At 70.9% G+C, this 25,913-nt stretch carries 23 protein-coding genes, 1 tRNA gene and 1 pseudogene; 7 read left to right on the forward strand and 18 right to left on the reverse strand.

Translation table 11 applies throughout. From position 1 onward, the window contains the following. Positions 1-23: 23 nt before the first annotated feature. The 6 genes from JK364_RS08305 to JK364_RS08330 form a co-directional block, all read right to left on the reverse strand. Positions 24-1,199 (reverse strand): methyltransferase domain-containing protein, encoded by a 1,176-nt coding sequence (locus JK364_RS08305; RefSeq protein ID WP_201849119.1) that lies wholly within the window; start codon positions 1,197-1,199, stop codon positions 24-26. Beyond that, positions 1,196-1,903 (reverse strand): MvdC/MvdD family ATP grasp protein, encoded by a 708-nt coding sequence (locus JK364_RS08310; RefSeq protein ID WP_230991621.1) that lies wholly within the window; start codon positions 1,901-1,903, stop codon positions 1,196-1,198. The genes JK364_RS08305 and JK364_RS08310 overlap by 4 nt, the downstream gene beginning before the upstream one ends. A gap of 253 nt (positions 1,904-2,156) precedes the next feature. Continuing rightward, positions 2,157-2,321 (reverse strand): putative ATP-grasp-modified RiPP, encoded by a 165-nt coding sequence (tgmA, locus tag JK364_RS08315; RefSeq protein WP_230991622.1) that lies wholly within the window; start codon positions 2,319-2,321, stop codon positions 2,157-2,159. Between the two features lie 192 nt (positions 2,322-2,513). Then, positions 2,514-2,657 (reverse strand): hypothetical protein, encoded by a 144-nt coding sequence (locus JK364_RS08320; RefSeq protein WP_201849123.1) that lies wholly within the window; start codon positions 2,655-2,657, stop codon positions 2,514-2,516. Positions 2,658-2,904: 247 nt separating this feature from the next. Further along, complete coding sequence (locus JK364_RS08325; protein WP_201849125.1) at positions 2,905-3,087, reverse strand: hypothetical protein; 183 nt, start codon at positions 3,085-3,087, stop codon at positions 2,905-2,907. Beyond that, entirely contained in the window at positions 3,084-3,686 is a 603-nt protein-coding gene (locus tag JK364_RS08330; RefSeq protein ID WP_201849128.1) for a hypothetical protein, read from the reverse strand. The genes JK364_RS08325 and JK364_RS08330 overlap by 4 nt, the downstream gene beginning before the upstream one ends. 163 nt (positions 3,687-3,849) lie before the next feature. Here JK364_RS08330 and JK364_RS08335 point away from each other — a divergent pair. Together JK364_RS08335 and JK364_RS08340 are read left to right on the forward strand one after the other, a co-directional pair. Then, positions 3,850-4,961 (forward strand): annotated as a pseudogene (locus JK364_RS08335) (helix-turn-helix domain-containing protein). Between the two features lie 12 nt (positions 4,962-4,973). Then, positions 4,974-5,552 (forward strand): HD domain-containing protein, encoded by a 579-nt coding sequence (locus JK364_RS08340; protein ID WP_201849130.1) that lies wholly within the window; start codon positions 4,974-4,976, stop codon positions 5,550-5,552. Between the two features lie 280 nt (positions 5,553-5,832). On the opposite strand, the gene JK364_RS08345 is transcribed toward JK364_RS08340, so the two are convergent. The 4 genes from JK364_RS08345 to JK364_RS08360 form a co-directional block, all read right to left on the reverse strand. Beyond that, positions 5,833-5,905 (reverse strand) — tRNA-His (locus JK364_RS08345). A 108-nt stretch (positions 5,906-6,013) separates the two neighbouring features. Beyond that, entirely contained in the window at positions 6,014-6,622 is a 609-nt protein-coding gene (gene orn, locus JK364_RS08350) for an oligoribonuclease (RefSeq protein ID WP_201849132.1), read from the reverse strand. Between the two features lie 5 nt (positions 6,623-6,627). After that, positions 6,628-7,959: a helix-turn-helix domain-containing protein gene (locus tag JK364_RS08355; protein ID WP_201849134.1), complete on the reverse strand. Its 1,332-nt coding sequence runs from the start codon at positions 7,957-7,959 to the stop codon at positions 6,628-6,630. Between the two features lie 520 nt (positions 7,960-8,479). Continuing rightward, entirely contained in the window at positions 8,480-8,854 is a 375-nt protein-coding gene (locus tag JK364_RS08360; protein WP_307841194.1) for a hypothetical protein, read from the reverse strand. 497 nt (positions 8,855-9,351) lie between these two features. Here JK364_RS08360 and JK364_RS08365 point away from each other — a divergent pair, with 497 nt between their 5' ends. Next, positions 9,352-9,873: a universal stress protein gene (locus JK364_RS08365; protein ID WP_020871124.1), complete on the forward strand. Its 522-nt coding sequence runs from the start codon at positions 9,352-9,354 to the stop codon at positions 9,871-9,873. A 562-nt stretch (positions 9,874-10,435) separates the two neighbouring features. On the opposite strand, the gene glmS is transcribed toward JK364_RS08365, so the two are convergent. The 3 genes from glmS to JK364_RS08380 form a co-directional block, all read right to left on the reverse strand. Continuing rightward, positions 10,436-12,268 carry a glutamine--fructose-6-phosphate transaminase (isomerizing) gene (glmS, locus tag JK364_RS08370; protein ID WP_201849136.1) on the reverse strand — a complete coding sequence of 611 codons (1,833 nt, stop codon included), beginning with the start codon at positions 12,266-12,268 and terminating at the stop codon, positions 10,436-10,438. Positions 12,269-12,374: 106 nt separating this feature from the next. Continuing rightward, entirely contained in the window at positions 12,375-12,650 is a 276-nt protein-coding gene (locus JK364_RS08375; protein WP_037953108.1) for a hypothetical protein, read from the reverse strand. Positions 12,651-12,761: 111 nt separating this feature from the next. Beyond that, the gene (locus JK364_RS08380; protein ID WP_201849138.1) at positions 12,762-13,673 is read right to left on the reverse strand and encodes a DUF4429 domain-containing protein; all 912 of its coding nucleotides are present in this window, start codon (positions 13,671-13,673) and stop codon (positions 12,762-12,764) included. A 103-nt stretch (positions 13,674-13,776) separates the two neighbouring features. Between JK364_RS08380 and JK364_RS08385 the strand changes: the two genes are divergently transcribed. Further along, positions 13,777-15,432 carry a beta-N-acetylhexosaminidase gene (locus tag JK364_RS08385; protein WP_201849140.1) on the forward strand — a complete coding sequence of 552 codons (1,656 nt, stop codon included), beginning with the start codon at positions 13,777-13,779 and terminating at the stop codon, positions 15,430-15,432. Positions 15,433-15,585: 153 nt separating this feature from the next. On the opposite strand, the gene JK364_RS08390 is transcribed toward JK364_RS08385, so the two are convergent. From JK364_RS08390 to JK364_RS08410, 4 genes are read right to left on the reverse strand one after another with little or no spacing between them, the layout of a single operon-like run. Then, positions 15,586-16,752, reverse strand: a complete 1,167-nt coding sequence (locus JK364_RS08390) for an acyl-CoA dehydrogenase family protein (protein ID WP_201849142.1) — start codon at positions 16,750-16,752, stop codon at positions 15,586-15,588. Between the two features lie 3 nt (positions 16,753-16,755). Next, positions 16,756-17,688, reverse strand: coding sequence for a hydroxymethylglutaryl-CoA lyase (locus JK364_RS08395; RefSeq protein WP_201849145.1), 933 nt, complete (start codon positions 17,686-17,688; stop codon positions 16,756-16,758). Beyond that, positions 17,688-20,156: an ATP-binding protein gene (locus tag JK364_RS08405; RefSeq protein WP_230991675.1), complete on the reverse strand. Its 2,469-nt coding sequence runs from the start codon at positions 20,154-20,156 to the stop codon at positions 17,688-17,690. Before JK364_RS08405 ends, JK364_RS08395 begins: the two co-directional genes overlap by 1 nt. 50 nt (positions 20,157-20,206) lie before the next feature. Then, positions 20,207-21,859 (reverse strand): carboxyl transferase domain-containing protein, encoded by a 1,653-nt coding sequence (locus JK364_RS08410; protein WP_201849147.1) that lies wholly within the window; start codon positions 21,857-21,859, stop codon positions 20,207-20,209. A gap of 103 nt (positions 21,860-21,962) precedes the next feature. Between JK364_RS08410 and JK364_RS08415 the strand changes: the two genes are divergently transcribed. The 3 genes from JK364_RS08415 (at position 21,963) to JK364_RS08425 (ending at position 24,871) form a co-directional block, all read left to right on the forward strand. Beyond that, entirely contained in the window at positions 21,963-22,610 is a 648-nt protein-coding gene (locus JK364_RS08415) for an SACE_7040 family transcriptional regulator (protein ID WP_201849149.1), read from the forward strand. A gap of 150 nt (positions 22,611-22,760) precedes the next feature. Further along, positions 22,761-23,918 (forward strand): acyl-CoA dehydrogenase family protein, encoded by a 1,158-nt coding sequence (locus JK364_RS08420; protein WP_201849151.1) that lies wholly within the window; start codon positions 22,761-22,763, stop codon positions 23,916-23,918. 59 nt (positions 23,919-23,977) lie between these two features. Next, entirely contained in the window at positions 23,978-24,871 is an 894-nt protein-coding gene (locus tag JK364_RS08425; protein WP_201849153.1) for an acyl-CoA thioesterase, read from the forward strand. Positions 24,872-24,999: 128 nt separating this feature from the next. Here the strand turns inward: JK364_RS08425 and JK364_RS08430 are convergent, their stop codons facing one another. Next, positions 25,000-25,809, reverse strand: coding sequence for a phosphatase (locus JK364_RS08430; protein ID WP_372461926.1), 810 nt, complete (start codon positions 25,807-25,809; stop codon positions 25,000-25,002). Positions 25,810-25,913: the final 104 nt, after the last annotated feature.

The raw sequence follows: 25,913 nt of genomic DNA on the forward strand, positions 1-25,913 counted from the left end.
GACGCCATGGCCGCCCGGTTGGGCTACCTGCTGACTGCAGCGGTCCCGCGCGGTGCGCCGATCCTTCGCCTCGGCAGCCGCCAGCTCACGCCGTCTGGCTCGTCCAGCCACAGAGTATGAGCCCCGTCCGAAGCGACGGTCAGCCCATAGCGCTCGTGCCCCGGCCGCCCGGCATCCCGCCACTGGGTGAGCAGCGGCTCCCGCTCGGCCCACAGATCACGCGGCCCGCCGTGGTCGAGCCGAGCGGTCATGACTCCAGCACCGGTCATGGTGATCCGCGCCCATGATGAGCTGGCCGGGTCGAAGAGGCACCGGATCTGCCGGCCCTCGTCATCCACCACGGCAAAGTCGTTGATCCGCGGGTGCAGCAGCGAGGTGAGGAACTGCGCTCCGGGGGCGTCCGGTACCGCGGGAAGGGTGATCTCCCGGGTCTCGCCGGACCACGTCAGCAGCGGCTGTACGAGTCGCCCCGCGGTGGTGCCCACCGTGTCGGGGGTCGGCCGGGCGGTCATGAAAGTGGCCAGGCCGTGGAGGAACCGGCCGCCGGCGGAATGGTCGTCCTGGACCATCAGGCGCACGATGCCGCAGCCGATGTTGGCCACGATCACCCCGCCCGGGCGGAGTTGATCCCGCCAGGGCGTCGGGATCCGGCCCACCCCGCACGTCGCCAGCAGCCGGTCGTACGGTGCGCGCTCCGGGTAGCCGGCCATCCCATCCCCCGCGACGAGGGTGGGTTCGTACCCGGCCGAGCGAAGGCGGGTCTTCGCCGCGGCCACCAACTCGGGGTCGACGTCGACCGTCACGACGTGGTCGGGCCCGAGGCGGTGGGAGAGCAGTGCCGCGTTGTAGCCGGTGCCCGCGCCGATCTCCAGCACGATGTCGCCGTCCCGCACGTCCAGGGCCTCGAGCATCTGGGCCATGAGGGACGGCTGCGTGGATGAGCTGGTGGCGGTGCCGTCCTGGTCGAACTGGGTCAGCAGGGAGACGTCCTGGTAGGCCGCGGCCAGCCATGCGGGGTCGCCCTGGCTGTACCGGTGCAGGCTGCCCTGGGATCGGACGGTGAAGTCGGGGACGAACGCGTGGCGGGGGACGCTGAGGAAGGCGGCACGCCAGGGCTTGGATCGGATGCTGCCGGTCCTCACCAGGTGGTCGGCCATATGCTGGCGTAGCTCGTCGGCCGATGGTGCTTCGGTGATCACGGTGTGGCCCTTTCCGGTAGGTCAGCGAGTGCTCGGGTGATGGGCGTGCGCAGGTCGGGGATGAACCCCCACTGCCCGTTCGGGTTCACGTCGATCAGGTACCAGCGCCCTTGTGGGTTAACGAGGAAGTCCAGTGCGACGTATTGGAGTCCGAACCTGAACGTCAGCATGTGGACGCCCCGGGCGATGTGCTCGGGCACCTGGCAGGGCTTGTAGATGAGGCTGTCGTAGTCGGCCCGGAAGTCGATGCGGGAGCGGTCAGAGCCTGCATGGATCTCGGCGGCGAACAGCTGGTGTCCCACTGCGGTGAGCCGCACCTCGTACGCCTTGTCCACCCACTCCTGGAACTGGTGGGCGGTGCGCCTCACCGAGTCGTCGATCTCGCCGGGCCGGACCTGCGTTGTCCACAGGGCCTGTGGACGGTCGTCGTGGTCGCTGGGGTGGGTGGTGCCGAGTGCCTTGTACGCGGCGACTCGGCCGGGCAGCGCGGAGACGAACTCGCGGGCCTCAGCCGGGTCGTTGGTGATCAGCGTCCGGGGTACGGAGAGTCTGCACCGGGCCGCCGCGGCCAGGGCGACGGGCGGGTACGTGGCCAGGTCGTTGCGGTGAGGGTGGTTCACCCACAGGCAGGGCAGCGCGGCCACCAGGCCGCCGAACCCGGCCCGCGCCTCAGCGTCCGCCCACCGCGCATCCTGCTCGGACATGTCCGGGTGTAGGCAGTACGCGGCCGGCCTCCGGTAGTACACCGACCGGACATCGGCCAGAGAGACGTCCCGGTGCTGACCACGTAACGCGCCCTCCCACGACGTGCGGTCGGTCGCATCTTGGGCCCGGGTCAACACCAGGACGGTCATGAGTCAGATCCCGCTGTCAGCCGACGTCAGTCCGTGTCGTTCTCGGTGTCGGTCGCCAGCTGGCTGTCCTCCTGGGTCTGCGTGGTCGTCGTGATCTGGCTCTTCATCGACGGCTCGTGGATGAACGGCGTCCCGGTCGCGTGACGCTGATCTGCCGCTCGGGGCAGAGGTGCAGGGCCGGCAGGGTGAGCGTCTCGTCGGCGACGGGGACGGCCTTGGACAGCCCGAACGGCCTCGCGGTCTGGGTGCGTTCCATGGTCAGTGTCATGGGGTGTTCTCCATTCGTGTGCGGATCCTCTGTGAGAGGACTCCGGTCCCGTGATCCCCATCTCGGGGCCGGAGTCCCTGCCCTGCGGTTGGCGGCTGTCCCGGCTGCACCGACCGCAGGGTGTAGGAGGGTGGGCCGCCAGCGGCGAATCCCCGGGGTGGGGCATCCCCAGGCGCCGGCGGTCCACCCGGTCTATGGGGCCGGGGTGCTGACGAAGCAGAGCCAGACCACGAGCACCGCCAGCGCGGGGACCACAGCGAGCAACAGGCCCATACGGGCGGCGCGGAAGGTGAACAGCCCGGCCCGCACCGCGAGGGACGGTCGACGGTGCGTCATCCGGGGCCTCCCGGATCTTCCTGCCGCCGACGACTCGGGGGTGGCTGCTCGGGCCGCACGTGCTTGCACTGGTCCTGCTGCACCTCCGTCACCGTGGGGTACCGGACGGTGTTGCACCCCGTGCACATCGCTGCCCAGGGGGTGCTGACGAGGCCGGGATACGGGACGAGGGCCTGGTATCCGCCGTCACGCAGGATCTGTTCGGCTCTGGCTGCCCGCTCGGCGGGGGTGGTCTTGCGGTGGCCCATCATGTGCTGCCTCCCTCTGCGTGAGCCTTCCGTGTGGCGTCCTCGTAGGCGCGCAGCAGCTGCTCGCCGGTCTCGCACCCGGTGCCGGGTGTCCGGCAGGCCAGGCAGCCCGCGGCGTGCTCGATGGCCGCGCGCCACGCATCGTCGGCGAACGGGTCCTTGGTCTCCTCGGCGGCCGTCATCGGAATCTGCCCCGCTCGAGGGCGCGGCGCCGGGCGGCGGCCTCGGTGACCGCGTCACGCTCGTGGGTCCGGGCGTGCGGCGGGCAGGCGTAGACGGTGCGGCCGGCGCCGCTGGCCCCGTGCTGGACATCCACGATGACCGGCTCGTCGGTGGGCAGCTCGCAGCGGTAGCAGAGCTGGCGGCCGTCCGGTGCCGGGCCGAGGACGTCGTCGAGGGCCTGGCGCAGGGCGAGGACCAGGTGATGGGTGTCGGTCAGGTACCGGTCCGGGCCGAGCGGGATCCGCCAGTACGTCTTGTGCTCGGCCCTCCACGAGGCGGGCGGTACGCCGAGGAGGGTGCCCTCGTCGGCGAGTTCGGCGAGGATGCGGACCCGGCGCATGCGCCAACTGCGGGCGGTGGAAGTGTCGATACCGATGAGCCAGTACGTCTTGCCGTAGGTGTCGTCCTGGATGACGGCGCCGGATCGGTTGCCGAGCAGTTCCAGGGCGCGGTCCGCGACAGGGGTGGGTGCGGCGATGGCATCCCACCATTTGCCCACCGGTAACGCCTCGATGTCCTCGGTGTTCGGTGGTGTCCACGGCAGGGTTCTGGTCATCATCGGGCATCTCCGTGGCAGCGTGTTGCCTCGTCCATGGTTGGGTCGTTATTCCGCCGAGCTACGGCGGATGTCCCTGCTCACGACGTTACGAATCAGCGCAATGCGCATGAACCGACTACGAGTACGGGATGATGACGAACCCACGACCGAGCAGGGGGAACTCATGGCGAAGCGTCAGCCAACTACCCTGACCCGCAGTCAGGGTAGGGTCGATAGAGGCCGTCGAGGTGTGGTGTCTGGGTACGTCTTACGGCTGATAAGAGAGCATCTGGACCTCAGTCAAGAGGCTCTAGCCGAACGGTTCCGGGTCTCGTTGGACACCGTCGCTGGCTGGGAATCCGGGCGTCGTCCGCTCACTGCTGTACCCGCCGGGCAGATGCTCGTTCTCCGCCACCGGCTGATGCATCTGGGTGCCTCGCCTGCACTGCTGCTCGCACTCGAACGCGGCATGGAAGCGGACGTTCTGCTTGCCAGCGCCCTGGACGGTGAGGTGTCTGCTCAGGACAGTCCGCTTGGCGCCTGGGTGATGCAGCGCGACCTCGTTGAAGTGCTGGCGTGGCCACTCACAGGGGAACCGCCAGGGCCGGTCCGAATGCTGCCCGACCCGCCGCGACAGCGGAGAGGGCCTGTCCCGTCGGCTCCGGAATTGACGGCCGAAGACCGTAAGCGCTTCTTCGTTCACCTCAGGCGCATGACCGAACAAGCGCGGACTCAGGGGAACTTCCTGCTACGGCGCCAGGCGATGATCTGTCCGGCTATGACCGCGCGGAAAACGGTGACTGGCTTGCGCAGCAGCAACGCAGCGAACCTTCTTCGGACTGGCTGACCAGCTGGCTCAACGAGCGTTCCGTGGCAGCCGTCGCAGCACGCCAGGGCGATCGGGAACGTATGCAGCATTTCGTCAGGAATACGCTCAAAGACGATGAAGCCAGTGAAGCGGCGAACCTCAACTACTGGGCGTACTGGATCGGGGAAACTCAGCACATCGAACTCTCGGACCAGTTCATCGCCTCGCAGAACCTTGGCGCCTGGCCAGGTACGCGGCTTCTTCAGCACTTGGCGCGGGGGCTCGCACCACATCACGGATACGTCGAACTGAACATCCACACCCTATGGACACTGCTCGCCGCAAGGCCCGAGCTGCTCCGCTCAGGAGATGCCGCAACCGCCCTCCGGGAACGACTGCCAGTGATGTTGGATAGCCGGGAGATTTCCGCACCCGTACGCCACGAGCTCGAGAGCATCCGGTACGCAATCCGCCTCGCTGAGGCGTGAGAGGAGTTGACGGTGACTGACGACCTGCATGCGGTGGCACGCTTCCTGTTCGAAGCTGGCGCGCTGAAGCAGAACCGCAGGACAGGCTGGTGGATGGCTGGCGTCCGAGACCCTGAAACAGTCGCCGAGCATGCCTGGCGCACTTCGCTGATTGCCTCGATCATCGCCCAGTTGGAAGGCGCCGATCCTGCGCGAGCCGCTCTCATGGCTGTCTGGCACGATTCACAGGAGACACGTACTGGCGACGTGAACTACCTGGGCAAGAAGTACGCGCCCAGCCCCGACCCGCAAGCGGTGACCGCTGACCAGACCGTCGACATGCCCGAGGGCCTCGCTTCCGCTGTACGGGCATGGGTCGGCGAGTACGAAGCGAAGGAATCGACCGAGGCGGTATGCGCTCGCGACGCAGATAAGCTTGAGTGCCTGCTACAGGGACTCGAATACCTGTCTCAGGGATATGAAAACGCTCAGCGCTGGGTCGACAACAGCCGTAGCCGGTTGGTGACAGAGACCGGCAAGCGCCTTGCTGACGAACTGCTGAACCAGGGATCTCTCGACTGGCTCCGTGTGGCGCTGGGCGAGAAGCCGTAGCAGCTCCTCGAACTCTCAGACAGCAAGCGAAACGCCCCCTCCGGCCCGTAGGCCAGAGGGGGCTCACGTATCAGAGGCGCCGCCGGTCCGGCGCGAGCGCGGCCGGCATGCTCGGGCCATCAGTCGGCTCCGGCTGAGGCTGCAGCGCACCATCCCGCCGGCACACCAGCGCATCCGGATCCCACTATCGGCACGCCATCGTCCGGAAGCCTCTCGGGCTCGCCCGAGACGAAAGCGGCCGCTGTCCCACTTGCGCAGGTCAGCGGCCTCTTTCGAAGAGGGTGAGTAACGGGACTCGAACCCGCGACATCCTGGACCACAACCAGGTGCTCTACCAGCTGAGCTATACCCACCATGACCGGCGCTTTCCGCACCGGCCGAGAAAAAGTGTACAGGGTCCTGAGGGGTGCTCGCTCCCGGCTTTCGGGGAGTCGGGAGCGAGCACCGGGATGGCGGCAGGGTCAGGCGTGCCGGGCGGGCAGGACGTGCTTGGTCGCGATGGCCTTCGCCGTGTCCGAGTCCGGGCCGGGAGCCGGTACGAAGATCGATTCCCGGTAGTAGCGCAGTTCGGCGATGGACTCGTGGATGTCCGCGAGCGCGCGGTGGTTGCCGTTCTTCTTGGGGCTGTTGAAGTAGGCCCGCGGGTACCAGCGGCGGGCCAGCTCCTTGATCGAGGAGACGTCGACGATCCGGTAGTGGAGGTAGCTCTCGAGCGTCGGCATGTCCCGGAGGAGGAAGCCCCGGTCGGTGCCGACCGAGTTTCCGCACAGCGGGGCCTTGCCGGCCTCGGGGACGTGCTCGCGGATGTAGGCCAGGACCTGGTCCTGGGCATCCTCGAGCGTGGTCCCGCCCTCGAGCTCGGCGAGCAGGCCGGAGGTGGTGTGCATCTCGCGCACCACTTCGGGCATGGTGACCAGCGCTTCCGCGGGGGGCCGGACAACGATGTCCACTCCGTCGCCCTGGATGTTCAGCTCGGAGTCCGTGACCAGCGCGGCCACCTCGATAAGCGCGTCGTTCGCCAGCGAGAGCCCGGTCATCTCGCAGTCGATCCACACCATGCGATCGTTCATACGTCTCACCCTACGGGGCGTTCCCGCTGGCCGGGCAGGGACGGACGGCCCTGGGCCCGGCCCGCTGCCTGTTCGGGCAGGCGTGGGGCGTAGGCGTCCGACTCCGGTTTGCCAGGTTCCGGATGCGGAGCGTGATGGTGGTGCGGTGGGTGCCCCGAGTGGCCGGTGGAGGCGCCGGGCGCGCCCGGCCGCCGCAGCGGCAGGGAGTGGTCGCCGACGCGGGGTTCGATCACCTCGGCGCGGTCGGGCCGGTCGGCCCGCTCCAGCCGCTCCAGCCGCTCCAGGCGGTCGGGGCGGTCCGGGCGCTCCGCGGGCCCGCCCTGGGGCCTGCGGGCGCGGTACGCGGCCCGGTAGGCGGCCGGGGAGGACCCCAGCTGCCGCCGGAAGTGCCCGCGCAGCGCGACCGGCGAGCGGAAGCCACAGCGTCCCGCGACCTCGTCGACCGAGTAGTCGGAGGTCTCCAGGAGCCGCTGCGCCTGCAGCACCCGCTGGGTGATCAGCCACTGGAGTGGAGCGCTCCCAGTGAGCGAGCGGAACCTGCGGTCGAAGGTCCTGCGGCTCATGTAGGCGCGGGCCGCCAGGGCCTCGACGTCGAACTGCTCGTGCAGATGCTCGAGCGCCCACGCCACGACCTCGGCGAGCGGATCCGCCCCGATCTCCTCTGGTAACGACCTGTCCAGATAGCGTTCCTGCCCTCCGCTGCGGCGCGGCGGGACGACCAGGCGCCTGGCGAGTGCGCCGGCGGCGTCCGCGCCGTGGTCGGTGCGCACGATATGCAGGCATAGATCGATCCCGGCGGCGGTGCCCGCCGAGGTCAGTACGTCGCCGTCGTCCACGAAGAGCTCGCGGGGGTCCACATGGACCGACGGATAGCGCTTGGCGAGCGTCGGTGCGTACATCCAGTGGGTGGTCGCCGGGCGGCCGTCCAGCAGCCCGGCGGCGGCCAGTACGAAGGCCCCGGTGCACAGGCCCACGATCCGCGCGCCCTCCTCGTGCGCGCGGCGCAGCGCGTCGAGCGCGGCGGCCGGTGGCGGCTGGGTTATCGACCGCCAGGCCGGTACGACGACGGTGCCGGCCCGGGAGAGTGCCTCCAGGCCGTATGGTGCGGTCAGTTCCAGTCCGCCAGTCGTTCGCAATGGCACATCTTCGCCCGCGCACACCAGAAGTCGGTACCGAGGAACTCCGGCGTCCTGCCGGTCGATACCGAAGACGGAGAGCGGGATGGAGCTTTCGAAGATGGGGCCGCCGCTGAACAGCAGCACCGCGACGATTTCTCGTCGCCGGCGTCCGGAGAGCTTGCGCGAGGTCTCCGGTACGGTCGTGGAGTCCTGGCTCATGGCACTAAGCCCCCCTCGGTGGTCGCGTCCTCTCGGTCCTGCACGTTTCCCCTCGGTCCTGAACGGTTCCCCCGCCGGTCATGGCCAAGATCGAATCTACTGTGTCGCGTGTGGTCGCCGTGACCAGTTCACCACCCGCCACTATGTCGACATGACAACTTGGCGCGAAGCATTCGATCACGAAGCGTTGCACTCGTAGCCCTCGCTGTGAAGTACGCCTTGTGCGGACACCCACTTCCCGTAGGGGGTACGTGCGCTCCGGACCCCTTTCCACGCTGGCCGGACGGGTGTTGAGCACGGCGTTTGCCAAGGAAAGAAGTGTGGCTGGAAGTTGGCCGAAAACAAGCGGGCGCAGACGTACGGATGGGTCATACGACCGGCGTACGTGCGGCTCGTACTTCTTCAGGGGGCGAGCGGTCGCCTTCCGGGCTTGAGCGGTGCTACAGCGATGCTCCATCGGCGCTGAGTGTGCGGAGCACTACGCACCGCTTCCCCGGCTCCGTGCCTTTCCGGTCGGCCCTCAGGCGCGGCGGCCGCCCCGGTGCGCGCCGATCCCCGTACGGCCGTGGCGGCCCCGGTGCGGGCTGATGCCGTCCGCGCCCAGCCGGGCCGCGGTGCGCTCGGAGTGGCGCAGCAGGGCGCGGCTGGCGGCCGTCACGGCGGCGAGGCCCGCGGCGGCCCCCAGGGCGGCGCCGAAGGGCAATCCGCACATGAGCAGGACGACGGGAACCACGGCGCAGCTGAAGGCCGCCCAGCGGATCACCTCGCTCACCGCGTCGCTAGCGGGGACCTGGACCTGGGCTCGAGGGGGGCTCGGAAGGTGGGGCCGTCCGGGTGTCCCGGCCCCGCCGCCGGGGGTGCCGCCGGGGGCGTCGTACTCGGGGGCGACAGACACGGGCAGGGCTCCTCTCGAGCGGCCGGCGAGGTGCCGGCAGGGGCTCGGCGCGGGGGTGGCGAGGGGGCGGCGGGCGGAGGATCCGGGCAGGTGAGCCGGGCGGGCCGGGACCGCCGCACCCGGTGCCGCTACTACAACGCCCGGCCCGCCCCCAGGTCACTGCCGGGCGGCCGCACGGCGTACCGCGGCGGCCCCGCCGAGCCGGGCCGCGGGCCGGGGCCCGGCTCCGCGGGGGACCACTTGGGGCATTGCGTTACGGGCCGCCCTCCGGCATGCTCCGGGGAACGCTTCGGGCGCTCCGCTCCCGTGGCAACCTCTGGGCAGGTGGTGAATGCCGCCGTACCCTTGGGGGTAAGGGCTTGGAAAGATGAATCCCGGACGGATTTCGACCCCTCGAGACCGTCCCCGAGCTCCAGCGGAGCTCACGTCCCCCGACAGCCCTCTACCTGAGCCCCCGCCGATCCCTCCGCACGAGGACATCCTTCGCCGAGACACCGATGGCCGGTCACGAAATCCCCGAACCCGCGGACCGCAAGCGGGTCGCCGATCACATGGCGCACCCCGAAGCGGCGGAAGAAACACGTCATTCCTGCGATCCAGCGTTCCAGCACGGTGTTGTGGTGGGATTCGACGGTTCCATGTCGAGCGAGCGTGCCCTCGCCTACGCGATCGGCATGGCCCGGCGCTCAGGCTCCGGGCTGATCATCGTTCATGTGGCCAACCGGCTGCCGACGACGGTCTGGGCGGGCTGTGAGCCGCCGGTCTTCGTCGACGTTCCCGATCACCGCACCGAGGTGCTGGGGCTCGAGCTGGCCTGCGCCGATCATCTCTCCGAGGTGCCCTGGATCCTCGTCGAGCGGGGCGGGGACATCTGCCATGAGCTGGAGGAGGTCGGCCGGGAGTACGCGGCCGACGCCATCGTGGTGGGCTCCACGCACGGGCTGGTGGGGCGGATCTTCGGCTCGGTCGCGGGGCGGCTCGCACGGCGGGCGCAGCGGCCCGTCGTCGTCATCCCCTGAGCGTCCGTCCGGCGTCATCCCCTGAGCGTCCGTCCATCGTCATCCGCTGAGCGTCGCCCGGCGTCATCCTCTGGGCGTCCCCTGAGCGCCCTCGGTCCCGTTCTCGCGGGCCGTCCCGCCCGCCCTCGTGGGCCCTCCTGGCCGCTTCCCGGGCCCTTTCGGCCCTTCTGGGTTCGCCTGAGTTCCTGAGACTCTGGACGCACCGTGCCCGGCGCGCCTCCTCGTCAAGTGAGGTAGTTCAGTCCAAAACCTCTTACGCCGACACGACTTGGCGCGGGCGCCTGGAACCGGACACCCTCAACTCCCCTTGACCGCAGGTGAGATGGCGTCAAGTCCATCTTGACAACGGACAAACCTACCCGTGCGTAGAGGTGGATTGTGCGTTTGTGAGGGGTACAAACCGTTCGATCGTGCTGTCGCGCGGGAAGTGACGGTTCCCGCGCGACGGCCAGCCGCCGGCGTATGAGAGGCGACGTCGGCGAAGGGGAGGCGGCCCCCGCGTGCGTGGTGGCACACGCGGGGGACCGCCGAAGGATCCGCCGAGGTCGCGGGCGGTGCGGGCCTACTCGACCGTCACCGACTTGGCGAGGTTGCGGGGCTTGTCGATGTCCCGGCCGAGCGCCAGCGCCGTGTGGTAGGCGAGCAGTTGGAGCGGAATGCCCATCAGGATCGGGTCGAGCTCCACCTCGTTGCGGGGTACCACGATCGTGTGGTCCGCCTTCTCCTGCTCCCGGTGGGCCACGGCCAGGATCCGGCCGCTGCGGGCCTTGATCTCCTCCAGCGTCGCCCGGTTCTTCTCCAGCAGGTCATCGTCCGGCAGGACCGCCACGGTCGGCACCTCGGGCTCGATCAGCGCGAGCGGCCCGTGCTTGAGCTCGGAGGCCGGGTACGCCTCGGCGTGGACGTAGGAGACCTCCTTCAGCTTCAGGGACGCCTCGCGCGCCACCGGGTAGCCGCGGACCCGCCCGACGAACATCATGCTCTTTGCGTTCGCATATTCCGCGGCGAGCTTTTTGATCTCCTCCTCGCCGCGCAGCACCTCCGCGATCTGCTCGGGCAGCTTGCGCAGCCCGGCGATGATCCGCTTGCCGTCGGCGACCGAGAGATCGCGGATCCGGCCCAGGTGCAGGGCGAGCAGCGCGAAGGCGACCGCGGTGTTGGTGAAGCACTTGGTGGAGACGACACACACCTCCGGCCCGGCGTGGACGTACACCCCGCCGTCCGTCTCCCGGGCGATCGCGCTGCCCACGACGTTGACGACGCCCAGCACCCGCGCGCCCTTGCGCTTGAGCTCCTGGACGGCCGCCAGGGTGTCGTAGGTCTCGCCGGACTGGCTGACCGCGATGTAGAGGGTGTCCGGGTCCACCACCGGGTTGCGGTAGCGGAACTCGCTCGCGGGCTCCGCGTCCGCCGGGATCCGGGCCAGCTCCTCGATCAGCTGGGCGCCGATCAGGCCCGTGTGGTACGCCGAACCACAGCCGAGGATCTTGACCCGGCGCACCCCGCGCGCCTCGCGGGCGTCCAGGTTGAGCCCGCCCAGGTGGACGGTGGAGAAGCGGTCGTCGATCCGGCCGCGCAGCACCCGGTCCACGGCGTCGACCTGCTCGTGGATCTCCTTGTGCATATAGGTGTCGTGGCCGCCCATGTCGTACGACTCGGCCTCCCACTCCACGGTGGTGGGGGAGGTGGAGGTGCGGCTGCCCTCGGTGGTGTACGTGCGGTAGTCGTCGGCCTTGAGGGTGGCCATCTCGCCGTCGTCCAGGGTGACCACCTGGCGGGTGTGGCTGACCAGCGCGGCGACGTCCGAGGCGACGAACATCTCCTTCTCGCCGATGCCCAGCACCACCGGCGAGCCGTTGCGGGCGACGACGATGCGGTCGGGGAAGTCCGCGTGCAGCACGGCGATGCCGTAGGTGCCCTCGACCATCGCGAGCGCGTGGCGGACCTTCTCCTCCAGGGTGGGCGCCTGGGAACGGCCGATGAGGTGGGCGAGCGCCTCGGAGTCGGTGTCGGAGACCAGCTCCACGCCGTCGGCGGCCAGCTTGGCGCGCAGATCGGCGGCGTTGTCGATGATGCCGTTGTGGACGACGGCGACCTTGCCGTCCGCGTCCGGATGCGGATGGGCGTTGATGTCGTTGGGCGCGCCATGGGTGGCCCAGCGGGTATGGGCGATACCGGTGGTGCCCGCGAACCGCTTGGGCAGCTTGGCCTCGAGGTCCCGGACCCGGCCCTTGGCTTTGGCGATCTTCAGCCCGGCGCTCTGGGCGCCCTTGGCGGGCTTGCCCTGGATCGCGATGCCCGCGGAGTCATAGCCGCGGTACTCCAGCCGCTGCAGCCCCTCCAGCAGCAGCGGCGCCACATCGCGTTTCCCGATGTATCCGACGATTCCGCACATGGTGTTCAGGCCCTCCCATTGGATCGCTGGTGCATGCTCGTGCTCGTGTCCGGCGGTGGCGGCCGCCGTAGTGGACCGGCGTCGTACCGGCGTCGTGCCGGCGTGGTCAGCCGTAGACGATGCGGCGCAGCTGGCGCAGCGAGAGTTCGGGCGGGGCCACCGCGCGGTACGGCAGCTCGGCCGTGATCCGCTCGAAGATGTCCGCGTTGGTCAGCCCGCCGGACTGGAGCTCGCGGTGGCGGCGCCGGACGAACTCCTCCGTCGTCTCGTCGAAGTACGCCAGGACGTCCAGCACCACCCGGCCGGCCTCGCCGCGGCTGAGCGGCGTACTGCGGACCAGGTGGTCGATAAGGTCATCGTGGGACATACGGCGGTCGAGCATCCGTAGATACTGCGATGCGGCGCGGTGTTTCGCAACATTCCTGCCCGATATCGGGCAGGGTTGGGTCTCGGTGACGGAAAAACCGGCCTTCGACGGCGAGGAAGCTGTCTCTCAGGCGTCGGAGAAGCGGCGGAGCACGGCCTGTTTGGCGGTGGTGAACTCCTCCTCGGTGAGGATCCCGCTCTGGTGAAGATCGCCGAGTTCGCGCAGCCGTCGCAGCAGGACGTCGTGATCCACCTCACCCTCGTCGCCTCCGGCGGGCGGAGCGTCCGCGGGCACCGGCTCCGGGGCGGGAGGCTGGGCGGGGAGCGCCTTCGCCGGGGCACCCGGATGTGGCATCCGCGCCATGACGGCCGCCGCGACCAGCGCCATCAGCGGATCCTTCTTGAACCCGTACAGCACCACGGCATGCGGGTCGTACTTGGGCGCGGCCGTCGCCGTGGCCCGCGCGGTGATGAAGCGGAGGTAGCCGTTCTCCAGCCCGGCGGCCGGGACCCACTCCACCATCTCCAGGTCGGGCAGGAGGATCGTGCGGGGGCCGCCGGACTTCTTCGACTCCTCGGTCTTCCAGTTCCAGTCCAGCCGGACCCGCTCACCGTCGAAGGAGGCCGTGGCGTCGCCCGCCGACGCCGAGATCGGCACCGAGGGGCCGGGCAGCACATAGCGGTCGCAAGGGCCGGGCGGCACCTGCTCCAGGGTCAGGGCCTGGCGGACCTCGTCGACCAGATACTCGGCGAGGTCCCTGCGGTCCGGCTCCACCGAGAGCTGATACGGGTCGGCGGCGTCCGGCAGCTTGCCGCCGGTGGCCTGCAGCAGCGGATCCGCCCCCTCGCGCAGGCGCAGCCGCAGCCGCCCCGACTTCCGCCCCGGCTCGTAGGCCACCCCGGCCAAGGCCACCAGGGGGACGGTCAGTTCGCCGAGCGCCTGCCGTACGGCCGGTACGGCGCGGTCCCGCCCCGGGACGATCCGGATCGCTTCCCCGTCAAAGCTCCAGGCGCCATCGCGCTGGGTGATTTCCGCCATGCGGTGAATTCTGACAGGCAGACAGCGACACATTGGTCTACACCTTGACCGCAACTGACCCTCGCGGTACCCAAGATGCCACGTTTCGTTGAAGGGATCCCCTGTGAGACGACGCCGTGCTCGACTTCTGTGTTCCCTACTGCTGACCGTGGTGGCCGGGGCGGGGACCGCGGCCTCCTCCGCCTCCGCTTCTCCGGCTTCCCCCTGGTCCTCCCGCTCGTCCTCCGATTCCGCCCAGGACCCCGCCGCGGCCGCCCCTGTCCCGCTGGACCGGGTCGTGCCCGCGCCCGCGTCCGTACGGCCCGCCGCGGGCTCGTACGCGATCCGCCCCGACAGCCGCATCCGGGTGTCCGGCTCCGACGGCGCGGCGCGTTCGGCGCGCCGGGTGGGCGACTACCTGGCGAAGGTGCTGCGCCCCTCCACCGGCTTTTCGCTGCCCGTCACCACGCGATCGGGTGACGACGGCATCCGGCTGCGGCTGACGCCCAAGGCGGCCGGGGCGCGGACGCTGGGCGAGGAGGGGTACCGGCTCCAGGTGACCGGCCGCGCGATCACCCTCACCGCACGCGGCTCCGCCGGGCTGTTCCACGGTGTCCAGACGCTGCGGCAGCTGCTGCCCGCGTCCGTCGAGCGCACCACCCGGCAGTCGGGCCCCTGGCGGGTCTCCGGCGGCACCATCACCGATGTGCCGCGCTACGCCTGGCGCGGCGCGATGCTCGATGTCTCCCGGCACTTCTTCGGTGTGGACCAGGTCAAGCGCTATATCGACCAGCTGGCCCTCTACAAGATCAACAAGCTGCATCTGCATCTCTCGGACGACCAGGGGTGGCGGATCGCGATCGACTCCTGGCCGAAGCTGGCCCGGTACGGCGGCTCCACGCAGGTCGGGGGCGGGCCCGGCGGCTACTACACCAAGGACGACTACCGCGAGATCGTGCGCTACGCGGCGAGCCGTGAGCTGACCGTCGTCCCCGAGATCGACATGCCGGGCCACACCAACGCGGCCCTCGCCTCCTACGCGGAGCTCAACTGCGACGGCGTCGCCCCGCCGCTCTACACCGGTACCGAGGTCGGCTTCAGCTCGCTGTGCGTGCCGAAGGAGGTGACGTACGACTTCGTGGACGACGTCATCCGCGAACTCGCCGCGCTCACCCCCGGCCCCTACCTGCACATCGGCGGCGACGAGGCCCACTCCACCAGCCATGAGGACTACGTGGCCTTCATGGACCGGGTGCAGCCGGTGGTCGCCAAGTACGGCAAGACGGCGGTCGGCTGGCACCAGCTGACCGGTGCGCACCCCGCGAAGGGCGCGATCGCCCAGTACTGGGGGACGGACGGGAGCGAGAAGGAGGTCGCGGACGCGGCCAAGGCGGGCACCCGGCTGATCCTCTCCCCGGCCAACCGCGCCTATCTGGACATGAAGTACGACGCCAACACGCCCCTGGGGCAGAACTGGGCCGGGTACGTCGAGGCCAAGCAGTCCTACGACTGGGACCCGGGCACGTACATCAAGGGCGCCCCGGAGTCCTCGGTGCTCGGTGTCGAGGCGCCGCTGTGGTCGGAGACCCTCCAGACCAGCCCGCAGATCGAGTACATGGCCTTCCCCCGCCTCCCCGGCATCGCCGAGCTCGGCTGGTCGCCCGCGAGCGCCCACGACTGGGACGCGTACAAGGTGCGGGTGGCCGCACAGGGCCCCCGCTGGGACGCGATGGGCATCGCGTACTACCACTCCCCGCAGATCCCCTGGCCCAACAGCTGAGCCTGTTCCGGGACCCGCGGCCCGGGGCGGGGCACCGTCGCTGAGACGGTGCCCCGCCGGGTGGCGCTCAACGCCGCTTGTGCGGCTTCAGCTTCAGCTTCGGCTTCAGCTTCAGCTTCGGCTTCAGCTTCGGCTTCAGCTTCGGCTTCGGCTTCAGCTCGCGAAGCCCAGCTCTCGGGCGATCAGCGTGCGCTGGACCTCGCTGGTGCCCTCGCCGATCTCCAGGATCTTGGAGTCCCGCCACATCCGGGCCACCGGATACTCGTTCATAAAGCCGTAGCCACCGTGGATCTGGGTGGCCTCGCGGGCGTTGTCCACCGCGACCTCGGAGGAGTAGAGCTTCGCGATCGACGCCTCCTTCTTGAACGGCTCGCCGAGCACCAGCCGGGACGCCGCGTCGCGCCAGGCCACCCGGGCCATATGGGCGCGCATCTCCATGTCGGCCAGCTTGAACTGGATCGCCTGGTTGGCGCCGATGGGGCGGCCGAACGCCTCGCGGGTCCTGGCGTACGACACCGACTCGTCCACACAGCCCTGGGCGAGCCCGGTGGCCAGGGCGGAGATCGCGATCCGGCCCTCGTCCAGTATCCGCAGGAACTGGGCGTAGCCCCGGCCCTCCGCGCCCAGCAGATTCGCGGCCGGGACCCGGCAGTCGGCGAAGGACAGCTCGCGGGTGTCCGATGCGTTCCACCCCACCTTGGAGTAGGGGGCGGCCACGCTGAAGCCGGGGGTGCCGGACGGCACGATGATCGAGGAGATCTCGGGGCGGCCGTCCTCCTTGCGGCCGGTCACGGCGGTGACGGTGACCAGCGCGGTGATGTCCGTACCGGAGTTGGTGATGAAGCACTTGGTGCCGTTGATCACCCACTCGCCCGTGGCCTCGTCCACCCGGGCCGTGGTGCGGGTGGCGCCCGCGTCCGAGCCGCCGCCGGGCTCGGTCAGGCCGAACGCGCCCAGGGTCTCACCGGAGCAGAGCCCCGGCAGCCAGGTGCGCTTCTGCTCCTCCGTGCCGTAGAGGAAGATCGGCATCGCGCCGAGCGAGACCCCCGCCTCCAGGGTGATCGCCACCGAGGAGTCCACCCGGGCCAGCTCCTCCAGGGCGAGGCAGAGCGCGAAGTAGTCCCCGCCCATACCGCCGTACTCCTCCGGGAAGGGCAGGCCGAACAGGCCCATCCGGCCCATCTCGCGGATGATCTCGTACGGGAACTCATGGTGCTCCCAGTACTCCCCGATCTTGGGGGCGACCACATCATGCGCGAACGCCTCGACGGTGCGGCGCAGTTCCTCGTGTTCGGGGCTGAGTCGGTGGTCGATCGGCATGGCTCAGATCTCCTTCTGGGAGAGGGCGCGGACGGTACGGGACGGGCTGGGCCGGCCCAGATGCCGGGCCATCCACACGCTGGTGGCGGTGAGACGGCCGATGTCGACCCCGGTCTCGATGCCGAGGCCGTCGAGCATCCACACGAGGTCTTCGGTGGCGAGATTGCCGGTGGCGCTCTTGGCGTACGGGCAGCCGCCGAGGCCCCCGGCGGAGGCGTCGACGGTGGTCACGCCGTGCTCGAGCGCGGCGAGGGTGTTGGCGAGCGCCTGGCCGTAGGTGTCGTGGAAGTGCACGGCCAGCCGGTCGTCGGCGACGCCCGCCTCGTTGAGCGTGTCCAGCAGCTCCCGCACATGGCCCGGGGTGGCCACGCCGATGGTGTCGCCGAGGCTGATCTCATCGCACCCCATGTCCAGCAGGCGGCGGCTGACCGAGACGGTCTGGGAGATCGGGACCGGGCCCTCCCACGGGTCGCCGAAGCACATCGACAGATAGCCGCGCACGGCCGCGCCCGCGTCCTTGGCCTTGGTGACGACCGGCTCGAACATCTCCAGCGCGCCGTCCACCGTGCGATTGAGGTTGGCCTTGGCGAAGGACTCCGTGGCGCTGGCGAAGACGGCGATCTCGCGCACGCCCAGCGCGAGGGCGCGGTCCAGCCCGCGCTCATTGGGCACGAGCACGGGGAGCCGGGCGTCCACGTCGTCGATGAGCGGCATCAGCTCCTCGGCGTCGGCCAGTTGGGGCAGCCACTTGGGGTGGACGAAGCTGGTGGCCTCGATGGTGGTGAGGCCGGCCTCGGCGAGCCGGTGGATGAACTCGGCCTTGACGGCCGCCGGGACCAGCGCCTTCTCGTTCTGCAACCCGTCCCGGGGGCCCACCTCGTGGATCCGGACCCGGGTGGGCAGCCCGGGGGCGGGGACGGTCATGGGGAGGGTCATCACTCACGCTCCTCGCTCGGCTGCGGCTCATGCGGGGTGACGACCGCCAGCAGCTGATCCATGGCGACTGTGCTGCCGGGGGTCACCCCGAGCTCGGTGACGGTGCCGTCGTGCGGCGCGGAGATGAGGTGCTCCATCTTCATCGCCTCGACCACCAGCAGGCCCTGCCCCGCGGTGACCTCGTCGCCGACGGCCGCCTTCACGACGGTGACGGTGCCGGGCATGGGCGCGGTCAGCTCCCCGGCGTGCGCCGCGGCGGCGCCTCCGCGCAGCGCCTCCTCCACGGGGTCGTGCCCGACCACGCGCCAGGCGTCCCCGTCCCGCCCCAGCCAGTGGTTCGCGCCGTGTGCGGCATGCCGGAAGCGGTGGGTGACCCCGCCAAGGTCCAGCAACACGGTGCCCTGGTCGAGGGCGACCAGCCGGGCCCGCACGCCCGCGCCCGCGTCGGCGGCCGGGCGCCATGCGGCGTCCGCCTCCGCGCGGGCCGGAGCGGTGGTTGTGCCCGTGCCCGCGTCGGCGGTCGGGCGCGGGTCCGTCGCGCGCGGGGCCGTGTCCGCTGCCTCGTGCGCCCCGCCGGGGCTGCGGTCCGCTGCCGCGTGGTGGGCGGCGGTCCGCTCGTCCGCCTCCGCTTCCGGGGTGCGCGCACTGGCGTCGGTGACGGCGGAGTCGGGGCTGGTCCGGGTGGCCTCGGCCGCCGCACCCTGCGGCCCGCCGGTCCGGCCGGTGGCGGGGGCCTTCGCGCCGCCTTCGCTCGCGGCCTGGGGCCCGCCGGGCCGGTTGGTCGCCTCGGCTGCGGCCGGGCTGCCGGCGCCGTGCTCGATGCGGAGCTCCGCGTCATGGGCGCGGCCGCGCACGCGGACCGTCACCGGGGGGTGGCCCGCCACGCGGAGGCGGTGGACCGTCCAGGCGGGTGCGCCGCCGAGCCGCCAGCCGGTGGGGACGGAGAACGGGTCGACCCAGCCGCCGGTGGCCACGCTCGCCGGAGCGGCGGAGCCGTCACCCGGGGTCGCGGCCGGCTCCAGGGCCGTCTGGCGCAGCAGGGCCGCCGTCGCGTAGACCTCCTCCGGTATGGCCGCCGGGATCAGCTGGGCCGCCGCGCGGTCGACCAGGCCCGTGTCGAGCTCGCCCGAGGCGACCGCGGGGTGGGCGGCCAGACGGCGCAGAAAGCCGGTGTTGGTGTCCACGCCGAGGACGGTCAGGGAGCCGAGGGCGGCGCGCAGCCGGCGCAGGGCGGTGGGGCGGTCGGGGCCGTGGGCGATGACCTTGGCGAGCATCGGGTCGTAGACCGTGCCGACCTCGGTGCCCCGGCTCAGCCCGGAGTCGACCCGGACCCCCTCGCCCGCCGGCTCGTCCAGCGCCAGCACGGCCCCGGCCGAGGGCAGGAAGTCCACCCGGCCGTCGGCCGCCGCGCGGGCGGTCTCGGCGCAGATACGGGCCTCCACGGCATGGCCCGCGGAGGCGATCTCGTCCTGCCCGAACGGCAGTGGCTCGCCCGCGGCGACGCGCAGCTGCCACTCCACCAGGTCCAGGCCGGGCCGCCCGCCGACCGACACCGTCAGCTCGGTGACCGGGTGCTCCACCTGGAGCCGGGTGTTCATCTCCATGAAGCAGTACGCCGACGGATCGGCGCCCGGCACGATGAACTCGACCGTGCCCGCGCCCACATAGCCGCACGACCGGGCCGCCGCCACCGCGGCCGCGCCCATCCGCGCCCGGGTGGTCTCGTCCAGCAGCGGGCTGGGCGCCTCCTCGATGATCTTCTGATGGCGGCGCTGCAGCGAGCACTCGCGCTCCCCGAGGTGGACCACGTGCCCCTGACCGTCCGCCAGCACCTGGATCTCGATGTGCCGGGGCCGGTCGATCCAGCGCTCCACCAGCAGCGTGTCATCGCCGAAGGCGCCGCGCGCCTCCCGCCGGGCGGCCGCGATCTCGTCGCCGAGCAGCGCCTCGTCGCGGACCAGCCGCATGCCCTTGCCGCCACCGCCCGCCGAGGGCTTCAGCAGCACCGGCATCCCGATCTCCCGGGCGGCGGCGGTGAGCTGCTCGTCCGTCAGCCCGCTGCCCGAGGAGCCCGGCACCACCGGCACCCCGGCCGTGCGCACGGTCTCCTTGGCGCGGATCTTGTCGCCCATCAGTTCGATGGCCCCGGCGGGCGGCCCGATGAAGGCGAGCCCGGCGTCGGCGCAGGCACGGGCGAACGCCCCGTTCTCCGCGAGGAAGCCATAGCCGGGGTGGACGGCCTGGGCGCCGGTGCGCGCCGCGGCCTCCAGCAGCCGCTCGATGGACAGATAGCTCTCCGCGGCGGGCGCGGGGCCGATCCGCACCGCCGTGTCCGCCTCGCGCACATGGCGGGCGTCCGCGTCGGCGTCGCTGTAGACGGCGACCGAGCGCACCCCCAGCCGCCGCAGGGTGCGGATGACGCGCACGGCGATCTCACCGCGGTTGGCCACCAGGACGGTGTCGAACATCGCGGGCGACGGGCCGGTCGCCTTCGTGGCACTCATCGGGTGCATCCCCCTCACATCCGGAAGACGCCGTAGCCGGGCGCCGCGGGCTCGGTGGCCGTACGGCCGGGCAGCGGTGCGTTGGCGCAGGCCGTAAGGGCGAGGCCGAGCACCGTACGGGTCTCCAGGGGGTCGATCACACCGTCGTCCCACAGCCGGGCGGTGGCGTAATAGGCGTTTCCCTGCGCCTCGTACTGTTCGCGGACCGGGGCCCGGAACGCCTCCTCTTCCTCGGCGCTCCACTCCTCCCCGCGCGCTTCCATCTGGTCGCGCTTGACGGTGGCGAGCACCGAGGCGGCCTGCTCACCGCCCATCACCGAGATCTTGGCGTTGGGCCACATCCACAGGAAGCGCGGCGAATAGGCCCGGCCGCACATCGAGTAGTTGCCCGCGCCGTAGGAGCCGCCGATGACGACCGTGAGCTTGGGGACGCGGGTGCAGGCCACGGCGGTGACCATCTTGGCGCCGTGCTTGGCGATACCGCCCGCCTCATAGCTGCGGCCCACCATGAACCCCGAGATGTTCTGCAGGAAGACCAGGGGGATGCCGCGCTGGTCGCACAGCTCGATGAAATGGGCGCCCTTCTGGGCCGATTCGGAGAACAGGATGCCATTGTTGGCGACGATGCCCACCGGGTGGCCCATGATCCGCGCGAAGCCCGTGACCAGCGTGGTGCCGAACTCGGCCTTGAACTCGGCGAACCGCGAGCCGTCCACCACCCGCGCGATGACCTCCCGCACGTCGTACGGCGTGCGCGAGTCGACCGGAACCGCCCCGTAGAGCCCCGCCGGGTCCACCGCGGGCTCCTCGGAGGGCTCCAGCGGCCACGGCGGCGACCCCTGCCGCATCGGGGACGGCGGCAGGGTGGCGACGATGGAGCGGACGATCCGCAGCGCGTGGGGGTCGTCCTCGGCCAGGTGGTCGGTCACGCCCGAGACCCGGGAGTGGACCTCGCCACCGCCCAGCTCCTCCGCCGAGACCACCTCACCGGTGGCCGCCTTCACCAGCGGCGGCCCGCCCAGGAAGATCGTGCCCTGCCCGCGCACGATCACGGCCTCGTCGCTCATCGCCGGGACATACGCCCCGCCCGCCGTGCAGGACCCCATCACGGCCGCGATCTGCGGAATTCCGGAGCCGGACAGCCGCGCCTGGTTGTAGAAGATCCGCCCGAAGTGGTCGCGGTCCGGGAAGACCTCGTCCTGCATGGGGAGGAAGGCACCGCCGGAGTCGACCAGATAGACGCACGGCAGACGGTTCTCCAGCGCGACCTCCTGGGCGCGCAGATGCTTCTTCACCGTCATCGGGTAGTACGTGCCGCCCTTGACCGTGGCGTCATTGGCGACCACGACCACCTCGCGGCCCGACACCCGCCCGATCCCGGCGATCACCCCCGCCGCCGGGGCCTGGCCCTCGTACATCCCCTCGGCCGCGAGGGGTGCCAGCTCCAGGAACGGGGAGCCCGGATCCAGCAGTGTGTCCACCCGGTCGCGCGGCAGCAGCTTGCCGCGCGCGGTGTGCCGCGCCCGCGCCTTCTCCCCGCCGCCCAGCCGCGCCACGGCCAGCTTCTCGCGCAGCCGCGCGGCCAGCTCGCGATGCCCGGCCTCATTGGCCTTCCAGGCCTCGGACCCCGGGTCGGCGCCGCTGTGCAGCGCCGGTGCCTGCTCCATGGCTACGAGCCCCCTCGCTCGGTCCTGCTCGGTACCGTTAGTGAACGTTAACTACTCCCCACCAGGTTAACGACCACTAACCCCGCTGTCTAGAATTGAGGCCATGAGCACGCAAGCACCCGCCCCGAGCCGCCGTGAGCAGATCCTCAAGGAGGCCGCCCGCCTCTTCGCCGAGCGCGGCTTCCACGGCGTCGGCGTCGATGAGATAGGCGCCGCGGTCGGTATCAGCGGCCCCGGTCTCTACCGCCACTTCCCCGGCAAGGAGGCGATGCTGGCCGAGCTGCTCGTCGGGATCAGCGGCCGGCTGCTGACGGGTGGCAAGCTGCGGGCCGCGGAGGGGGAGGGGGTCGGGCGCGCCCCCGCGGAGGTGCTGGATTCGCTGATCGAGGGGCATATCGACTTCGCCCTCGACGACCGCCCGCTGATCATCCTCCACGACCGCGAGCTCGACCGGCTCCGGGACACCGACCGCAAGCTGGTGCGCTCCCTTCAGCGGCAGTACGTGGAGCTGTGGGTCGAGGTGGTGCGGAAGGTCTACCCCCGGCTCGCCGAGGCCGAGGCCCGCGCGTGTGTCCACGCCGTCTTCGGACTGCTCAACTCCACGCCCCACCTCGGCCGCCCCGGAGCCCTCCCGGGGCGCGCGGCCACCGCCGCCCTGCTGCACCGTCTGGCCCTGGGTGCCTTCGACGGGGCCCACGGTGCGGATGGCGCGGCGAGTGAGCCGAAGGGGCCGGTGAACCGGGCCCTATAGAGGCTGGACAGGCTGGGTAACTCGCGGGTAGCTTTCACTGAGCAAGCGCTTAGGCGAGTGCTGCCAAGCCATCAATTGAGGAATCACGACGGCGGCCGGGCGGATCCGCGAGAGCGGCGGCGGCTTAGCCGCGAGGAGGGCCGCGCCAATATGCGCCGTACGGTGTTCAACGAGGACCACGAGGCGTTCCGGGAGACCATCCGCGACTTCATCGCGGCCGAGGTCGTGCCGTACTACGACGAGTGGCGGGAGGCCGGCCAGGCCCCGCGCGAGTTCTACAAGAAGCTCGGTGAGCTCGGTGTCTTCGGCATCGAGGTGCCCGAGGAGTACGGCGGGGCCGGCGAGACCAGCTTCAAGTTCAACGCCGTGATCACCGAGGAGACCGCCCGCGCCGGGGTCAGCTTCGGCGGCAGCAGCGTCCACACCGCACTGTGCCTGCCGTACATCATGAAGTACGCCAACGAGGAGCAGAAGCGGCGCTGGCTGCCCTCCTTCGTCTCCGGCGATCTGATGACCGCCATCGCCATGACCGAGCCCGGCGCCGGGTCCGACCTGGCGGGCATGAAGACCACCGCCAAGCTCTCCGAGGACGGCACCCACTACGTCCTCAACGGCGCCAAGACCTTCATCACCGGCGGCGTCCTGGCCGACCGGGTGCTGGTCTGCGCCCGGACCGCCCCGCCCACCCCCGAGGACCGCCGCGGCGGCATATCCATCCTCGTGGTGGACACCAAGAGCGAGGGCTACGCGGTCGGCCGCAAGCTGGAGAAGCTGGGCCTGAAGACCTCCGACACCGCCGAGCTCTCCTTCACCGACGTCAAGGTGCCGGTGGCGGACCTGCTGGGCGAGGAGGGCAAGGCGTTCGGCTACCTCGCCCACAATCTGCCGCAGGAGCGCCTGGGGATCGCCGTCGGGGCGTACGCACAGGCCGCGGCCGCCGTACGGTTCGCCACCGAGTACGTCCGGGACCGCACCGTCTTCGGCCAGCCGGTGGCGTCGTTCCAGAACACCAAGTTCGTGCTCGCCGACTGCAAGTCCGAGGTGGACGCGATGCAGGCGGTCGTGGACCGGGCCCTGGACGCGCACGACGCCGGTGAGCTGACCGCCGCCGACGCCGCCTCCGCCAAGCTCTTCACCACCGAGCGCGCCGCCGTAGTCATCGACCGGTGCCTGCAGCTCCACGGCGGCTACGGCTACATGATGGAGTACCCCATCGCCCGGCTGTACGCGGACACCCGCGTCAACCGGATCTACGGCGGCACCAGCGAGGTCATGCGGTCCATCGTCGCCAAGTCAATGGGTCTGTGACGGCCGTCATGACCAGCGGCAACAGGACCGCAATACGGGTCTGCAAGACTGCTTGAATCATGAATGACGCACTTCAGGGCCTTCTCGATCTGCTCGACCTCGAGCAGATCGAGAAGGACATCTTCCGCGGCACCAGCGACGCCGCCCCCCTCGTACCGCGGGTCTTCGGCGGTCAGGTCGCGGCCCAGGCACTGGTCGCCGCGGGCCGCACCGTGCCCGCCGACCGCTCGGCGCATTCGCTGCACGCGTACTTCCTGCGGCCCGGCGACCCCGGGGCGCCCATCGTCTACACCGTCGACCGGATCCGCGACGGCCACTCCTTCACCACTCGCCGGGTGGTCGCCGTCCAGCACGGACAGCCGATCTTCCACCTCTCGGCCTCCTTCCAGCTGCACGAGGACGGCCTCGAGCACCAGGAGCGGATGCCGGACGTCCCCGACCCGCTCTCCCTGCCCACCGCCGAGGAACTGCTGCCCCGCTACGAGCACCTCTTCATCGGCCCCGGGGTGACCGAGCGGATGCTCCAGGCGCGCGCCGCGATCGATGTGCGGTACGTGGACGAGCCGCCCTTCGGCAGCGTCGGACGGCCGCGCGAGCCCAAGTCGCAGGTTTGGTTCCGGATCAACGGCAAACTGGACGGCGCCGCCGACCACCCCCTGCTCCACGTCTGCCTGGCGACCTATGTCTCCGACATGACGCTGCTGGACTCCATCCTGCTCGCCCATGGGCGCGGCGGCTGGGCGGTCGGCGACATCGTCGGCGCCAGCCTGGATCACGCCATGTGGTTCCACCGGCCGTTCCGGGTGGACGACTGGCTGCTGTACGACCAGGAGAGCCCCTCCGCGTACGGCGGACGCGGGCTCGCCAAGGGCCGCATCTTCACCGCCGACGGGCGGCTGGCCGTCTCCGTGATCCAGGAAGGGGTCATGCGGGTGCCGCGCGAGAAGAAGTGAGCGCGGCGGGCGGTGGCCCGGAGCCGTCCGAACCCGGGCCGTCCGAACCAGGACCGTCGGAAACCGGCCGTCCGAACCCGGGCCGTCGGAAACCGGCCGTCGGAAACCGGGCCGTCAGGGCCAGGCCGTCAGAACTGGGCCGTCAGCCCCGCCGCGTCCAGCAGATACGCCGTCATCGCGTCGTAGAACCTCGGGTTGGTGACGTGGTCGTCCAGCGGGACCACCGCCGACAGCGTGCCCTCGGACTCGCCGAGGAAGAGCGCCGGGTCGTTGCAGTCCGCGTAGCCCACCGCGTCGATGCCCCGCTGCCCCGCGCACCCCGCCCAGCCGTGGTCGGCGACCACCAGATCGGGCAGCGGCCGCCCCTCGTGGGCCAGCCCGTCGAGGATCGCCGCCATGGGCGCGGGGGAGTGGGTGTGCCACAGCGTGGCGCCCCGCTCCAGCATCGCCACATCGCAGAACTGGAAGACGTACCCCTCGTCCGCCTGCAGCCCGCCCGGGATCTCCACGATCTCGCACCCGGCGGCCCGCAGCGCCGCCGCCGTGGCCCGGTGGACCTCCAGCAGCCCGCCCGGGTGCCCGGTGGCGAACAGCACCCGCTCGTTCGCCTCCGCCGCCTTCCGCAGCACCGACGCCATCCGGTCCAGCGCGCCGACCGTCAGCTCCGGGTCGATGGTGTCCTGCCCCGAGCGGTGCTGCGGGTCGTCCACCACGCCGCAGCGCTCGGCCATGACCGCCAGCACGTCCTGCTCATCGGTCCAGCGGTCGCCCAGTTCCAGGCCCAGCCAGTAGTGGCGGTCGCCGTTCGCGAGCTTGCGGTAGTGGGAGAGGTTGTTCTCACGAGGGGTGGCGACATCGCCCGCGATGCGCGAACGGACGAGATGGTCGATCAGTTCGGTACGGCTGGGCACGGCGCTGGGTATCGGCATGTGGCCCATTGTCGCCTCTCCGACGAGGGAATGGGGACATCCACCGCCGGTCGGGCGTGACACGCTCATGGCGAAATGACGGATGTCCGCCCGGACAGCGGCCGCCCGGACCC

The sequence above is a fragment of the Streptomyces endocoffeicus genome, from assembly GCF_016741935.1.
GTDB lineage: Bacteria > Actinomycetota > Actinomycetes > Streptomycetales > Streptomycetaceae > Streptomyces > Streptomyces endocoffeicus.